The sequence below is a fragment of the Streptomyces sp. NRRL F-5650 genome, assembly GCF_000721365.1.
GTDB lineage: Bacteria > Actinomycetota > Actinomycetes > Streptomycetales > Streptomycetaceae > Streptomyces > Streptomyces ardesiacus.
Window position 1 is genome coordinate 39,172 of the sequence record NZ_JOGV01000041.1, and the last position, 14,235, is coordinate 53,406.

The 14,235-nt window shown below is 72.9% G+C and carries 18 protein-coding genes; 9 read left to right on the forward strand and 9 right to left on the reverse strand.

Translation table 11 applies throughout. From position 1 onward, the window contains the following. Window positions 1-84: 84 nt before the first annotated feature. From IG88_RS0129240 to amaP, 6 genes are all read left to right on the forward strand, one after another. Window positions 85-882 carry an enoyl-CoA hydratase/isomerase family protein gene (locus IG88_RS0129240; protein WP_031047633.1) on the forward strand — a complete coding sequence of 266 codons (798 nt, stop codon included), beginning with the start codon at window positions 85-87 and terminating at the stop codon, window positions 880-882. Between the two features lie 118 nt (window positions 883-1,000). Beyond that, the gene (locus IG88_RS0129245) at window positions 1,001-1,483 is read left to right on the forward strand and encodes an Asp23/Gls24 family envelope stress response protein (protein WP_031047634.1); all 483 of its coding nucleotides are present in this window, start codon (window positions 1,001-1,003) and stop codon (window positions 1,481-1,483) included. Between the two features lie 49 nt (window positions 1,484-1,532). Further along, window positions 1,533-1,718 carry a hypothetical protein gene (locus tag IG88_RS0129250; protein ID WP_031047637.1) on the forward strand — a complete coding sequence of 62 codons (186 nt, stop codon included), beginning with the start codon at window positions 1,533-1,535 and terminating at the stop codon, window positions 1,716-1,718. Next, window positions 1,715-2,098, forward strand: coding sequence for an Asp23/Gls24 family envelope stress response protein (locus tag IG88_RS0129255; protein WP_031047638.1), 384 nt, complete (start codon window positions 1,715-1,717; stop codon window positions 2,096-2,098). Before IG88_RS0129250 ends, IG88_RS0129255 begins: the two co-directional genes overlap by 4 nt. Further along, window positions 2,095-2,775, forward strand: coding sequence for a DUF6286 domain-containing protein (locus tag IG88_RS0129260; protein WP_031047641.1), 681 nt, complete (start codon window positions 2,095-2,097; stop codon window positions 2,773-2,775). The genes IG88_RS0129255 and IG88_RS0129260 overlap by 4 nt, the downstream gene beginning before the upstream one ends. Continuing rightward, window positions 2,772-3,359: an alkaline shock response membrane anchor protein AmaP gene (amaP, locus tag IG88_RS0129265; RefSeq protein ID WP_031047644.1), complete on the forward strand. Its 588-nt coding sequence runs from the start codon at window positions 2,772-2,774 to the stop codon at window positions 3,357-3,359. Before IG88_RS0129260 ends, amaP begins: the two co-directional genes overlap by 4 nt. Before the next feature lie 27 nt (window positions 3,360-3,386). Here the strand turns inward: amaP and IG88_RS0129270 are convergent, their stop codons facing one another. The 6 genes from IG88_RS0129270 to IG88_RS0129295 form a co-directional block, all read right to left on the reverse strand. Next, entirely contained in the window at window positions 3,387-4,142 is a 756-nt protein-coding gene (locus IG88_RS0129270; protein WP_031047647.1) for an SDR family oxidoreductase, read from the reverse strand. Between the two features lie 84 nt (window positions 4,143-4,226). Next, window positions 4,227-5,018 carry an SURF1 family protein gene (locus tag IG88_RS0129275; RefSeq protein WP_031047649.1) on the reverse strand — a complete coding sequence of 264 codons (792 nt, stop codon included), beginning with the start codon at window positions 5,016-5,018 and terminating at the stop codon, window positions 4,227-4,229. Between the two features lie 63 nt (window positions 5,019-5,081). After that, the gene (locus IG88_RS0129280) at window positions 5,082-5,315 is read right to left on the reverse strand and encodes a hypothetical protein (protein WP_031047651.1); all 234 of its coding nucleotides are present in this window, start codon (window positions 5,313-5,315) and stop codon (window positions 5,082-5,084) included. A gap of 98 nt (window positions 5,316-5,413) precedes the next feature. Continuing rightward, a complete protein-coding gene (locus IG88_RS0129285) occupies window positions 5,414-6,406 on the reverse strand; it encodes a DEDDh family exonuclease (protein ID WP_031047653.1) in 993 nt (330 codons plus the stop codon). Between the two features lie 104 nt (window positions 6,407-6,510). Beyond that, a complete protein-coding gene (locus IG88_RS0129290) occupies window positions 6,511-7,518 on the reverse strand; it encodes a CopD family protein (protein ID WP_031047654.1) in 1,008 nt (335 codons plus the stop codon). Between the two features lie 235 nt (window positions 7,519-7,753). Continuing rightward, window positions 7,754-9,292 carry a S8 family peptidase gene (locus IG88_RS0129295; protein ID WP_031047656.1) on the reverse strand — a complete coding sequence of 513 codons (1,539 nt, stop codon included), beginning with the start codon at window positions 9,290-9,292 and terminating at the stop codon, window positions 7,754-7,756. Window positions 9,293-9,766: 474 nt separating this feature from the next. On the opposite strand from IG88_RS0129295, the gene IG88_RS0129305 reads away from it, so the two are divergent. The 3 genes from IG88_RS0129305 to moaA all read left to right on the forward strand — a co-directional run bounded on the left by IG88_RS0129305 (window position 9,767) and on the right by moaA (window position 12,928). Then, on the forward strand, window positions 9,767-10,141 hold the full coding sequence (locus tag IG88_RS0129305; RefSeq protein WP_031047659.1) for a DUF485 domain-containing protein: 375 nt from the start codon (window positions 9,767-9,769) through the stop codon (window positions 10,139-10,141). Further along, a complete protein-coding gene (locus IG88_RS0129310; protein WP_031047662.1) occupies window positions 10,138-11,772 on the forward strand; it encodes a cation acetate symporter in 1,635 nt (544 codons plus the stop codon). The genes IG88_RS0129305 and IG88_RS0129310 overlap by 4 nt, the downstream gene beginning before the upstream one ends. A 166-nt stretch (window positions 11,773-11,938) precedes the next feature. After that, a complete protein-coding gene (moaA, locus tag IG88_RS0129315) occupies window positions 11,939-12,928 on the forward strand; it encodes a GTP 3',8-cyclase MoaA (RefSeq protein WP_031047665.1) in 990 nt (329 codons plus the stop codon). A 141-nt stretch (window positions 12,929-13,069) separates the two neighbouring features. Here moaA and IG88_RS44995 read toward each other — a convergent pair whose 3' ends face one another. From IG88_RS44995 to IG88_RS0129330, 3 genes are all read right to left on the reverse strand, one after another. Then, window positions 13,070-13,198, reverse strand: a complete 129-nt coding sequence (locus IG88_RS44995; RefSeq protein ID WP_267884673.1) for a hypothetical protein — start codon at window positions 13,196-13,198, stop codon at window positions 13,070-13,072. A 178-nt stretch (window positions 13,199-13,376) separates the two neighbouring features. Continuing rightward, complete coding sequence (locus IG88_RS0129325; protein WP_031047668.1) at window positions 13,377-13,595, reverse strand: hypothetical protein; 219 nt, start codon at window positions 13,593-13,595, stop codon at window positions 13,377-13,379. A 208-nt stretch (window positions 13,596-13,803) separates the two neighbouring features. Then, window positions 13,804-14,202 carry a DUF3099 domain-containing protein gene (locus IG88_RS0129330; RefSeq protein ID WP_031047669.1) on the reverse strand — a complete coding sequence of 133 codons (399 nt, stop codon included), beginning with the start codon at window positions 14,200-14,202 and terminating at the stop codon, window positions 13,804-13,806. Window positions 14,203-14,235 lie beyond the last annotated feature (33 nt).

The following is a 14,235-nucleotide window of genomic DNA, read 5'->3' on the forward strand; positions in this document are numbered from 1 at the left end:
TACTGTGCAGTCACTCAGCCCTGCCGTCGCACGGCGCAGTCCGCGCCCGGCGGGGACGACGACCGCACCCTTCGGAGGCGCCCCATGGCTTCGCCCGCCCACGACCCCGCACTCGACCGGGACGGCGTGCGGCTCACCGTCGACGACGCGATCGCCACGGTGACGCTGACCAACCCGGCCAAGCGCAACGCGCAGAGCCCCGCTCTGTGGCGGGCCCTCACCGAGGCCGGCCGACTGCTGCCGGGCTCCGTCCGGGCCGTGGTGCTGCGTGCCGAGGGCAAGTCCTTCTCGGCCGGGCTCGACCGGCAGGCGTTCACGCCCGAGGGCTTCGACGGGGAACCGTCGTTCATCGACCTCGCCCGGGGCGGCGACGCCGAGCTGGACGCGACCATCGCCGAGTACCAGGAGGCGTTCACCTGGTGGCGGCGCAGCGACCTCGTCTCGGTCGCCGCCGTGCAGGGACACGCCATCGGTGCCGGTTTCCAGCTTGCCCTCGCCTGCGACCTGCGGGTCGTCGCGGACGACGTGCAGTTCGCCATGCGCGAGACCAGCCTGGGCCTGGTGCCGGACCTCACGGGCACCCACCCCCTGGTGTCCCTGGTCGGATACGCCCGCGCGCTGGAGATCTGCGCGACCGGGCGCTTCGTCGCGGCCGAGGAGGCCGTCGGTACCGGCCTGGCCAACCTCGCCGTCCCCGCGGACCAGCTCGACGGCACGGTGCACGACCTGGTGTCCGCGATCCTGGCCGCACCGCGCGACGCCGTCGTCGAGACCAAGGCGCTGCTCCAGGGCGCCCGGACGCGGGACTACGAGACCCAGCGCGCCGCCGAACGGGCCGCCCAGGGACGCCGGCTGCGCGACCTGGCGGGGCTCGGGGAGTAGGGCGCTCCCCGCGGCGCAGCCCCGCCACCGTTCCTCCGGCCCGCCGCGCCCGTGGCGCGCGTCCGCGCAACCCCGCCTAACGTGGTGACAGGACTACGACCGGAAGGGACGTACGGGCATGAGTGACATGGAGAGCCACCGGAGCGGACAGGACACGGTCGACACCCCCGGCACGGCCAAGGCCCAGTCGGTCCGGCGCGGCGGCGGTGCCCCCGGCACCCGGGGACGCACCACCATCGCCGACGGCGTCGTGGAGAAGATCACCGGAATGGCGGCACGCGACGTTGCCGGTGTCCACGCGATGGGCAGCGGCATGTCGCGCACCTTCGGCGCCGTGCGCGACCGGGTCCCCGGCGGGGCCAAGTCCGGGGTGACCCGCGGCGTGAAGGCCGAGGTCGGCGAGAAGCAGACCGCCCTCGACCTGGAGATCGTCGTCGAGTACGGCGTGTCGATCGCGGACGTGGCCCAGGACGTGCGGGAGAACGTGGTGGCGGCGGTGGAGCGGATGACCGGTCTGGAGGTCGTCGAGGTGAACATCGCCGTGTCCGACGTGAAGCTGCCCGACGAGGAGGACGAGGAACCGGAGCCCAGGATCAAGTGACGCGGACCGAGACCGGAAGGGACGAAGCGGTGGACGAGGGGATCGCACCATGAGCATGGCCGTGGTCGGCATGATCGCCGGCATGGCACTGGGCTTCGCCGGATACTTCGGCGGGTTCGGCGCCTTTCTGCTGGTGGCGGCCCTGGGAGCCGTCGGGTTCGTCGTCGGCCGCCTCCTGGAGGGCGACATGGACCTGGGCGACTTCTTCCGCTCCCGCGACGACCGCCGGCGGTGACCGGCGTGAGCGACGCGGCCGGCGAGCTGCTGGAGCCCCTGGCCCGGGTGGCGCCGGGCGAGCGCGGTGCCACCCGGATCGCCGACCGGGTCGTCGCCAAGATCGCCGCGCGGGCGGCGCACGAGGCCCTGGGCCCGCTCCACCCGAACGCGGCCCGCCCGTACGCCACCGTCGTCGTCCACCACGACACCGCCCGCGTCAGTGTCCACCTCGAACTCGACTACCCCTGTGACATCGGCGCCCGCTGCGGCCGGGTGCGTCACCAAGTCGTCCAGCGGGTACGCGCGTTGGTGGGCATGGCGGTGCCGGAGGTCGCCGTCCGGGTGGAGCGGCTGCACCTGGCGGCGGAGTACAGCGCGAGGCAGGGGAGGACCCGATGAGCGAGCCGCAGGGCGCCGGGACCGGGGAGGGCAGCACCCAGCGCCTGCCCGTGGTGGAACGCGGCAGCGGACCCTACGCGGCCCCGGCGCCGGACGACCAGGGACCCGGCGCCCCGGACGCGCCCGCCGTCGGCCGGGCCGGCCGCTTCTGGTCCGCGCGCCGCGTCCCGGCCGGAATCGTCGCCCTCCTGCTCCTGCTCCTCGCCGGAGCCTTCCTCTACGACGTCGTCGCCGTGCGCGCCGGGCGGGCCGCCCTCGGCTGGCGCCAGGACCTGGCCCGGCAGCTCGCCGAACGGCCCGTCGACGACACGTGGGTGCAGGTCGGTGCGGGAGTCGCCGCGGCCCTCGGGCTCTGGCTGCTCGTGCTGGCCCTCACCCCGGGGCTGCGCCGGCTGCTGCCGATGCGCCGTACCCACCCCGGCGTGCGCGCCGGGCTGCACCGGAACGCCGCCGCCACCGTCCTGCGCGACCGGGCCATGGAGGTCTCCGGGGTGCAGTCGGCACGCGTGCGGGTGCGCCGCCGCCGGGCCCGGGTACGGGCGCAGTCGCACTTCCGGGAACTGGACGACGTACGGGCCGACCTGGACGGCGTGCTCGACGACGCGGTGCGCGGCCTCGGCCTGGCCCGGCCGCCCGCCGTGTCGCTGCGGGTGAAGCGCCCCGGACGGAAGGGGTGAGCGCGGTGCTCACAACGGTGAACCGGGCGCTGACCGCCCTGGTGGGTCTGATCCTGCTGGCGCTCGGCGGCGTCGTGCTGGCCGTGGGATTCGACGCGCCGATGCCCTCCTGGTGGCTCCACCGGGGGCCGCACGACGTGCTGCTCAGTGACGCCGAACGGACCCGGTGGCGGGACGCGGGCTGGTGGTGGCCGGTCGTCATCGCCGCGCTCGCCGTCCTGCTGCTGCTCGCCCTGTGGTGGCTGGTCGCGGTGGTACGCCGCCGCAGGCTCACCGAGGTCCTCGTCGACACCGGGGACGGCGAGGGCGCCACGCTGCGCGGCAGGGCGCTGGAGGACGTCCTCGCCGGTGAGGCGGAGCGCGTGGACGGCGTGGAGGGCGCCGGCGTGCGGCTCATGGGCCGCCGCGACGCCCCGGCGGCCCGCGTCCGGCTGCTCCTGGCCCCGCACGTGGACCCCGGCACCGCCCTGCACGACCTCACCACCCGGGCCCTCGCCCACGCCCGCACCTCGGCCGCCCTGCCGGCCCTCCCGGCGGAGGTCCAACTGCGCGGCGTCAAGCACGGGGCCGAACGCGTGAGCTGAGACCGACGGGGCAGTCCCCCGTCCGGCCTAGAACCCGTGCCGTACGCCGCCGTCCACCGGCAGCATGACGCCCGTGAGGTACGACGCCGCGGGGGAGAGCAGGAACGCGCAGGCGCGGCCGAACTCGTCCGGGGTGCCGTAACGGCGCAGGGGGATGCGGGACTCGGTGGCCGCCCTGGTCGCCTCCGGGTCGGCCGACAGGCCGTCCAGCTCGCGCACCCGGTCGGTGTCGATGCGCCCAGGCAGCAGGCCGACGACGCGGATGCCGCGCGGGCCCAGCTCGTCGGCGAGGGACTTGGCGAAGCCCGCCAGCCCCGGGCGCAGGCCGTTGGAAATGGTCAGACCCGGGATCGGCTCGTGCACCGAGCCCGACAGCACGAAACCGATCACCCCGCCGTCCTCCAGCTCGGCCGCGGCCGACCGCGCCAGCCGTACCGCGCCGAGGAACACCGACTCGAACGCCGCCTGCCACTGCTCGTCCGTGTTGTCGGCGACGAACCCGGGCGGCGGCCCGCCCACGCTGATCAGTACGCCGTCGAAACGGCCGAAGTGCTCACGCGCCGTCGCGATCAGCCGTCCGGCGGCCTGCGGGTCGGCGTTGTCGGCGGCCACGCCGGCCGCCCCCGGTCCCAGCGCCGAGGCCGCCGCCGCGGCGCTCTCCTCGTCCCGGCCCGTGACGACCACCTTCGCCCCGTCGGCGAGCAGTTCGCGCGCGGCGGCGTTGCCCAGGCCCCGGGTGGCTCCCGTGACGACGTACACCCGGTCCTTCAGTCCAAGATCCATGGCCCTATCCTGCCCCCTCGTGCCCGGACGGGGCGAGGGCCGTGTCACCGGGCCGACCGGGCGGAACCGCAGGACCACCCACGTCTACACCGCGGCGGGTTCCGGACGCGCCGGCTCCGTGTCCTCGCCGGCCTCGCGCTCGCGCTTCTCGCGGCGGACCAGGAACCACCAGCCGACCGGTACGGCCGCGGCGAACAGCCACCACTGGATCGCGTACGCGTAGTTCAGCGCGGCGTTCTCGTTGCCGGGCCCGCCGATCGGCTCGGGGCTGTTGTCCTTGGGCTCCGGCGTCTTCAGGACGACGTACCCGCCGAGCACCCGGGCGCCCAGGCGCTCGGCCTGCTGCTCGCTGTTGATGAGCATGACCTGCCGGTCCGGCAGGCCCTCGAGGTCCTTGATGCCGCTCGCCTCGGTCGTCTCGTCGGGCATCAGCCGCCCGGTGACGGTGATCTCGCCCCGGGGCGGCGCGGGGATCTCCGGGAACTCCGTCTGGCTCGGGCCGTCCGCGGGGATCCAGCCCCGGTTGACCAGCATGACCTTGCCGTCGTCCAGCACGAACGGGGTCAGCACGTGGTAGCCGATGTTGTCGTCGGAGTCGGTGCGGCGGCGGACGACAACCTCGTGCTCCGTGTCGAAGCGGCCCGTCGCGGTGACGGTCCGGTACCGCTCACGCGTGGTGATCTTCTTGCCGGGTGCGGTCAGCGACTCCACGGGCGCCGGCGCCGCCTCGAGCGCGCGCGCGACCAGGTCGTTCCGGGCGGTGCGTTCCTCGTAGCGGTGCATCTGCCAGAAGCCCAGCTTGATCATCGTGGGGATGAGCAGCACGGCGATCAGCGTGAGGATCACCCACTGGCGGGACAACAGGAAGCGGTACACGCGTCGACGGTACCTCGGCCGGGATCGGCCCTCGCGGGGAGGTCCCCCCCGGGAGGGCCGCGGTCAGACCTTGTCGACGATGCCCGCCCTCCCCTCGGCGCGGGCGCAGTGGGCGCCGCAGAACCAGTGGCCGTCGACCTCGACGCCCTGGCCGATGATCTGCACCCGGCAGTGCTCGCAGATGGGTGCCATCCGGTGGATCGCGCAGGAGAAGCAGTCGAAGACGTGCACCGCTCCCTGGGCGTGGACCTCGAAGGTCATTCCGTAGTGGTTGCCGCAGACTTCACATGTCGCCATGCGCCACAGGGTGGGCCGTGTCCGCGGACGCGGACGGGCGGACGCCGGGCGAGTCGCCCGGAATCACCCGTCCGTACGGCTCCGCGGCGCCGCGCCCGTCAGGAGGCGGCGTCCGCGGGCTCGACGTCCGCCAGCAGTTGCCCGAACGCCGCCTCGTCCACCACCGGCGTGCCGAACTGCCGGGCCTTGACCACCTTGGAGGTGCCCGAGTCCGGGTCGTTGGTGACCAGGAGGCTGGTCAGCCGGGACAGGCTGGTCGCCACGTGCAGGCCCGCCTCGACGGCACGGTCCTCCAGCAGGTCCCGCTCGACGGACGTGTCGCCCGAGAAGGCGACCCGCATGCCCTGCTTGAGTTTTTTGCCCGCTTCGTACCGGCCCGGGTTGGGATAGGGGCATGCGGGCCTTTTGCGGGAGGGGCGCCAACTGTTCGGCCGGTGGCTTCCGTAGCTCGCCTGCTGCCCGATCCGGGGCGCGGGACGGTCCGTCCACTCCGTCAGCGGCCGGCATTCGTGCAGGGGCAGCCGCACACCGCCCGCCGCCGCGGCCAGCAGGCTCGGCCGGAACGCCTCCGCCAGCACCCGCGCGTCGTCCAGCGCGTGGTGCGCCCGCCGCTGCACGACGCCGAAGTGCGCGGCCAGCGACTCCAGCTTGTGGTTGGGCAGCGGCAGGTCGAGCGCCTTGGACAGGGCGATGGTGCACAGCCGTTGCCGCACCGGCGCCTCGCGCCTCGCGCGCGCGTACTCGCGGGCGATCATCTGCCAGTCGAAGACCGCGTTGTGCGCGACGAGGACCCGCCCGTCCAGCCGGGCCGCGAACTCCTCGGCGACGTCCGGGAAGAGCGGCGCGTCCCGCAGCACGTCGCTCGTCAGGCCGTGTATCCACACCGGCCCGGGATCGCGCTCGGGATTGACCAGGGTGTACCAGTGGTCCTCGACCTCGCCGCGGGCGTCCAGGCGGTAGACGGCCGCCGAGATGATGCGGTCGTCGCGGGCCAGGCCGGTGGTCTCCACGTCGACGACCGCGTACCCCTGCGGATACGCGGCCGGCCACGCCGTGGCGGACGGCGCTGCGGTCGTACGGTCTTCGAGCATGGTCAATGAGGATACGGGCCGGGACCGACACTCCGGTCGCGCAGGTGCCCCGTGCCGTCAAGTTCCGGGCGCCAAGGGAGCGTTGCGGCACCCGGCGGGCGCACTCACCAGCGGATGGGCACCGGAAGCGCCGTCAGGAGCCCCGAGACCGCCACCACCACGCCCAGCGCGACGACCTCCGCGCGCGCGGGGGAGCAGGCGGACAGCGGATCGGCGGCGCGGCCCAGCCGGACCCTGGCCCACAGGGCGAGCACGGCGACGGCGGCCACCAGGAGCACCTTGGCGAGCAGCACACGACCGTACGCGGTGTCCGTGAGCTGCTCCAGGATGGTGCCCGCCGGCATCCGGCGCAGCGAACTGCACACCCCGGTCGCCGTGAGGGCGGCCAGCAGAACGGCCGCCACGCGCGCGTAGAGCCCCAGCAGGGCGGGCCCCGCCTCCGCGCCCCGCCAACGCCGCAGCACCCGCAGCGCGTACAGCAGGCCGCCCGCCCACAGCGAGGCGCACGTCAGGTGGACGAGGGTCAGACCGGAGCCGAGCAGCGGGCTGTACTCGGTCGTGGGGTGCGCGCGCAGCGCGTCCGCGACGATCACGGCGGCCAGCGGCCAGAGCTGGAGTCCGGGGCGGCGCGAGGTCGCGCACAGCCAGGCCGCGAGGAACCCGTTGACCTCCAGGAGCGCGAGCTTGCCGTCGCGGGAGGCGTACAGGCCGCCGACGTCGATGTCGGCGGCGGAGTCCGGCACCAGGTTCCCCGTGGCCACCACCGAGGCCAGCCCCAGCGCGGCGACGAAACCGGCGGCGGCCGCGTACGGGGACCAACTGCGCGGCCGGTCCCCGGGAGCGCCGGGCAGCGAGCGGGCCAGGCGGTGCACGAAGAGTTCGCCGAGCGGGACGCTCAGCGCGGCGAACAGCACCGTGCGCAGCAGGGCGATGCCGCCGGTGCCGGGAGCCTCGGCCTCCCCGGTGCCGTGCAGCGCGGGGGAGGGGCCGAGCACGGGTATCAGCGCGCCGAGCGCGACGAGCACGAGTACGGCCACGGTCCGGCCGGTTCCGGAGGGCCGCGAGTGGCGTCCGGTGCCGGTGGTACGGGACGGCGGGCGTATCGAAGTCACCCCAGGATCTTCACCAAGTCCTCAGATCCGGGCAAGTCCGGGCAGCGTTCACCCGTCCCGGGCCCGCTCGTGCCGCAGCTCGGGCCGGGTCACGCACCAGGAGACCGGCCGGGCGATGCCGCCGAGGACGTCGTCCGTGACAGGGATACCGCGGCACGACGGGGGCGGCGATCCCGGTGGAATCCGGACCGCCGCCCCTCGCCCAGAGGCGCGTGTGTTCACGCGCGCGTACCGGCTACCAGGTCACCGCGTCCAGCGCGTCGGCCATGCCCCAGCCGTAGAAGCCGTTGCGGTTCTTGGGGCCCTCGCACACGGCGTCGACCTTGCCGTCGCCGTCGATGTCGTACGGCTTGGTGCACGCCGTGGCGTCGGCCTGGGCGTACAGCAGGGCCTTGACCATCGCCGGGGAGGCGTGCGGGTGCGTCGACTTGATGAGGGCGGCGACACCCGCGACGTGCGGGGAGGCCATCGACGTACCCGCCATGTAGCCCCACTTGCCGCCGGGCAGCGTGCCCAGGATCAGTCCGCTGGTGGCGGGCGGCTCGGGCGTCTGGTAGGCCGTCGAGTCGCCGCCGGGCGCGGCGATGTCGATGACGCCCCGGCCGTAGTTGGAGAAGGACGACTTGAGGCCCTTCGCACCGGTCGCCGCGACCGTCACGACGCCCGGGAGCTGGGTCGGGATGTCCAGGCACTTGGACGGGTCGACGGTCCGGTCGCCGGGGGTGGTGTCGTTCGGCGAGGACGGGTCGGTGATCTCGTCGGAGGCGAGGTCGTAGTTCTCGTTGCCGGCCGCGGCGACGTTGACCGCGCCCTTCTTCTCCGCGTACCGCGTGGCCCGCGAGACGGCCTCGACGAGCGCCTTCTGGTCCGGGTCGTCCTTGCAGTTGAAGTACCACGGGTCGGTGTAATAGCTGTTGTTGGTCACGTCGACGCCGTGCTCGGCCGCCCACATGAAGCCGCAGACCACGGCCTCGGCGTAGAAGAAGCCGTCGGGGTTGCCGACCTTGATGCCGGACACCTTGACCCCGGGCGCCACGCCGGTCATGCCGATGCCGTTCTTGGCGGCGGCTATCTCCCCGGCGACGTGGGTGCCGTGCGGGCTCTCGGAGGCGCTCGGCCGCCAGGCGCCCTCGGTGGTGTCCGGCTTGCCCGCGACGCAGTTCACCGACGCCTCGCGGTCGAAGTTCGGGGCGAGGTCCGGGTGCGTGTCGTCGACGCCGGTGTCCAGGACGGCGACGGTCACCCGGCTGCTGCCGAGCGACTTCTCGTGCGCCTTGTCCGCCTTGATGGCGGGCAGGTCCCACTGCAGCGACTCCAGCGGGTCCTGGTCCCCGGCCTTGGCGGAGGAGGCCTGGGCGGCGGCTAGTTCCGCACCGCTGAGCACCTGCGGCGCGCCCGTGTCCGTCGTGGCGGCCGAGGGCAGCGGCGCGGTGCGGGTGGCACCGGCCGACTGCACGCCGGGCGCCTTGCGGACGCTCTTGGCGAAGTCGGGGTCGGCGGAGTGGACGACGACCACGCCGATCCGGTCGTACGACGTGACGATCGTGCCGCCCGCCTTGGCTATCGCGCGCCGCACGGCGGCCGAAGGGCCGTGCCCGGGGGAGACGTTGACGACGTAGCTCATCGAGGCCCCGTCGGCCGCCGCCGAGGGGGCGGCCTGCGCGGCGGGAACCGCGGCGGCCGGCGCGCCCGGCAGGAGCGCCAGCGACGCGGCCACGGCCAGGCCGGCCGGGATCGCGAGGGCGCGACGGTGACGCGGGTGGGGTGCGGTCATGCTTGGTGTCTCCAGTCCGTCGGGAAAGCTCGGGAATCTCGTGATGCCGGTGCGTGGCAGGGAGGCAGAGGTGCCCGCGGGACACGCAGGGGTGCCCGCGAGGCGTCGCTCACCGTGCTGTCCGACCCCTGCCCGCCCGGTGCGACCGGCACCGCGAGGGCGAGCCCGGGTCTGGAGCGCGGAGCACTCGGGGAACGCAGATGATCCATGGGGTCTCCACATCATCGGCAAAACGGCACCTGCCCGGACACGGGTGACAGGTCGGGCAGGTACATGACGTAGTGGTGCAGGGCGAAGCTATCCCCGAAGTCGCTGGCCAGCAATGACCCGCCGAGGGTGACTTCGGAAAGTGCCACGGGTGTTGAACCGGTCCCCCCGGGGCGCCGTGTCGTTGGACAGGGAGCCCGAGCACCATCGGCCCCCTGTGAGAACACCGAGGTCCAAGCCGTCATGTCCGTCGTACGAGGAGACTCCGTGGCCACCGACGCACCGCCCCCCTCGAAAGAGGAGCCCCCCTCGCAAGAGGAGCACCGACTCCCCTCCGCCGAGGAGTTCTCCGAAGTGCAGCAGAGCGCCGAGTTCGCCGAACTGCGCCGCTCCTTCCGCTCCTTCGCCTTCCCGCTGACCGTCGCCTTCGTCGCCTGGTACCTGCTCTACGTACTGCTGTCGAACTACGCCGGCGGCTTCATGGGCACCAAGCTCTTCGGCAACATCAACGTCGCGTTCGTCTTCGGCATCGCCCAGTTCGTCACCACGTTCCTCATCGCCTGGTGGTACTCGCGGCACGCCGCCGCGAAGCTCGACCCCAAGGCCGAGGCCATCAAGTCCCGGATGGAGGGCGGCGCATGAGCCCCGCACAGTCCGTACTCGCCGCCGAACTCGCCGCCAACGAGGCGAGCGAGCACCGGCCGCTGATCATCACGCTCTTCTCGGTCTTCGTCGTCGCCACGCTGTTCATCACCGTGTGGGCGGGCCGCCAGACCAAGGACGCCGCCGACTTCTACGCGGGCGGCCGCCAGTTCAGCGCCTTCCAGAACGGCCTCGCCGTCTCCGGCGACTACATGTCGGCCGCGTCCTTCCTCGGCATCGCCGGCGCCATCGCCCTGTTCGGCTACGACGGCTTCCTGTACTCCATCGGCTTCCTGGTGGCCTGGCTGGTCGCCCTGCTGCTGGTCGCCGAGCCGCTCAGGAACTCCGGCCGCTACACGATGGGCGACGTCCTCGCGTACCGCATGCGTCAGCGGCCCGTGCGCACCGCCGCCGGCACCTCGACGATCGTCGTGTCGATCTTCTACCTGCTGGCCCAGATGGCGGGCGCGGGCGTCCTCGTCTCGCTGCTGCTCGGCATCACCTCCGACGCCGGCAAGGTGCTCATCGTCGCCCTCGTCGGCGTCCTGATGATCGTGTACGTCACCATCGGCGGCATGAAGGGCACCACCTGGGTCCAGATGGTCAAGGCCGTGCTGCTGATCGGCGGCACCATCCTGATCACCTTCCTGGTGCTGCTGAAGTTCGACTTCAACATCTCCGACCTGCTCGGCAAGGCCGCCGAGAACAGCGGCGCCGGCTCCGCCTTCCTGGAGCCCGGCCTCCAGTACGGCGCGAGCGGCACCACCAAGCTCGACTTCATCTCCCTGGGCATCGCCCTCGTGCTCGGCACCGCGGGCCTGCCGCACATCCTGATCCGCTTCTACACGGTGCCCAACGCCAAGGCCGCCCGTAAGTCCGTGAACTGGGCGATCGGCATCATCGGCGCCTTCTACCTGATGACCATCGCCCTCGGCTTCGGCGCCGCGGCGCTCATCGGCAAGGACGAGATCGTCGCGTCCAACCCGTCCGGCAACACGGCGGCGCCCCTGCTGGCGCTGCACGTGGGCGGTGTCGACTCGGCCTGGGGCGCGATCCTGCTCGCCACGATCTCGGCGGTGGCCTTCGCGACCATCCTCGCCGTGGTCGCGGGCCTCACCCTCGCCTCGTCCTCGTCCTTCGCCCACGACATCTACGCCAACGTCATCCGCAAGGGGCAGGCCACCGAGAAGGAGGAGATGCGGGCGGCCCGCTGGGCGACCGTTTTTATCGGCATCGTCTCGATCGCGCTCGGCGCCCTCGCCCGCGACCTGAACGTGGCCGGCCTGGTCGCGCTCGCCTTCGCGGTCGCCGCCTCCGCCAACCTGCCGACCATCCTCTACAGCCTGTTCTGGAAGCGGTTCACCACCCAGGGCGCCCTGTGGTCGATCTACGGCGGCCTGATCGTCGCCGTCGGCCTGGTGCTGTTCTCGCCCGTGGTGTCCGGCGACCCGACGGCGATGTTCCCGGACGTCGACTTCGCCTGGTTCCCGCTGAAGAACCCGGGCCTCATCTCCATCCCGTTCGGCTTCCTGATGGGCTGGCTCGGCACGGTCCTGTCGAAGGAGGAGCCCGACAGGGCCAAGTACGCGGAGCTGGAGGTCCGGTCCCTGACCGGCACCGGCGCGCACTGACGGCGCCGCCCGGCCGGAACGGACGCGGCCGCTCGTAGATCCCTACGACGCGGCCGCGTCCCGCGTCGTGGGTTCGGGCGGCTGTCGATGTCGGACCCGTCACGTAGGCTCGACAGTGTCGGAGGAGAGAAGTGCTCCGCCGATCCGCGTCGAGGGAGGGGGCCACGTGCTCATCGACACCTACGGCCGAGTGGCCACCGACCTGAGGGTCTCGCTCACCGACCGCTGCAACCTGCGCTGCACCTACTGCATGCCCGAAGAGGGCCTCCAGTGGCTCGCCAAGCCCGACCTGCTCACGGACGACGAGATCGTCCGCCTGATCGACGTCGCGGTCACCTCCCTCGGCATCGAGGAGGTCCGCTTCACCGGCGGGGAGCCGCTGCTGCGCCCCGGCCTCGTCGGCATCGTCGAGCGCGTCGCCGCCCTGACCCCGCGCCCCCAGATGTCCCTGACCACCAACGGCATCGGCCTCAGGCGCACGGCGGAAGCCCTGAAGGCCGCGGGCCTGGACCGGGTCAACGTCTCGCTGGACACCCTGCGCCCGGACGTCTTCAAGACCCTCACCCGGCGCAACCGCCACAAGGACGTCCTGGAGGGCCTCGAAGCCGCCCGCGAGGCCGGACTGACCCCGGTCAAGGTCAACAGCGTCCTGATGCCCGGGCTCAACGACGACGAGGCCCCCGACCTGCTCGCCTGGGCCCTCGAGCACGAGTACGAACTGCGCTTCATCGAGCAGATGCCCCTGGACGCCCAGCACGGCTGGAAGCGCGAGGGCATGATCACCGCCGGGGACATCCTGGCCTCCCTGCGCACCCGCTTCGAGCTGACCGCGGAGGACGCCGGGTCACGCGGCTCGGCCCCCGCCGAGCGCTGGCTGGTGGACGGCGGCCCGCACCGGGTCGGGGTCATCGCCTCGGTCACCCGCCCGTTCTGCTCGGCCTGCGACCGCACCCGCCTGACCGCCGACGGACAGGTGCGCACCTGCCTGTTCGCCACCGAGGAGACCGACCTGCGCGCGGCCCTGCGCTCCGGCGCCCCCGACGAGGAGATCGCCCGCATCTGGCGCCTGGCCATGTGGGGCAAGAAGGCGGGCGCGGGCCTGGACGACCCGGCGTTCGTGCAGCCGGACCGCCCGATGTCGGCGATCGGCGGCTAGCCGACCCGAGCCCGTCACGCGTAGAGTTGCCGCACACCACAGGGGCCGCACCCTGGCAGGCGCGGCCCCGGGCCCCGGTCTGTCGAGAAGGCAGGCCGGGCGACCGCTGGCACGGTCGACGGTGTTACATCCGGCGCCCGGCTACAGGCCGTGCCGGTCGCTCCACCAGGAGCTGAGTGCGGCGCCGACCAGACGCCCCAGCAGCCCCATGAAGAACGACCGTGCGGCCTGGGCCGAGCGTTTCTCGTTTCCCTTCCGTCCATCAACCACGTGCGTCACTCCTGGGCACCCGCGTGCGCGGCCTGTTGCCGCGGACTCCGTTGCCGGGGCCTGGAGTTGCTCGGCGATGGTGGCCGGGCGCTGAAAGCATGCCACGGGCCACCGAGTACCCGGCATCGGAACAACGTGGTTCATCTGAGCTTTTCTGCGGCCCGGCACAGGCGCCGTGTCAGTGCTCGGGCGACTCCCACTCGGCGAGCAGGACCACGTCCTTCAGGAAGCCCCGCACCCCCAGGAACTGGGACAGGGACTCCCGGTGCTCGTCGCACGCGATCCAGGTCTTGCGGCGCTCCGGGGTGTGGAGCTTCGGGTTGTTCCAGGCCAGCACCCACACGGCGGCGGCGCGGCAGCCCTTGGCGGAGCAGATCGGGGTGGTTTCGTCACTCACGGTTTCATCTCACAGGCCCCCGCACATGGCGACGCCGAGCAGCCACGGGGGGAGCTGCCCGGCGTCGGTCCGTCGCTCCGACGGGGGATGCGGAGCGCGTACGAAGTATGTCACGGCCCACCCTTGGCGGAGCCCGGAACAACACGAATTCATCTGAGCAGTTCGTCGGTCTGGCGCGGAATCGACGCCGCCGCAAAGGGGCCCGCGATCACGACCGGCCGGGCGCGTCACCTGCCGCGCCGGGCCCCGGGTCGGCCGTGGCGCCCTCCGGAACGGGTTCCGCAGCACCCTTGCCGGCCCGGGGCGGCGTGATCATCGGAGGGGTCTGCGGCGTCACGAACGTCGACGGCAAGGATGGCGCGTTCTCGCGCCCGGCGTTGGCGATCACGACCGCGACGTACGGCAGCACCGCCCCGAGGACCAGGGCCGCGATCGCGACCGGCCGTTCCACGTTCCACAGGCAGACCGCGAGGATCACGGACGCGGTACGGACCGCCATCGAGATGACGTACCGGCGCTGCCGGCCGCGCACGTCCTCCTGGAGGCCCGTGCGGGCCCCGGTGATCCGGAACACCTCGGCACTGCCACCGGTACTCAGCTTCCGCATCTGGTTCCACCATCCGCCCGCATCGGACTCCCC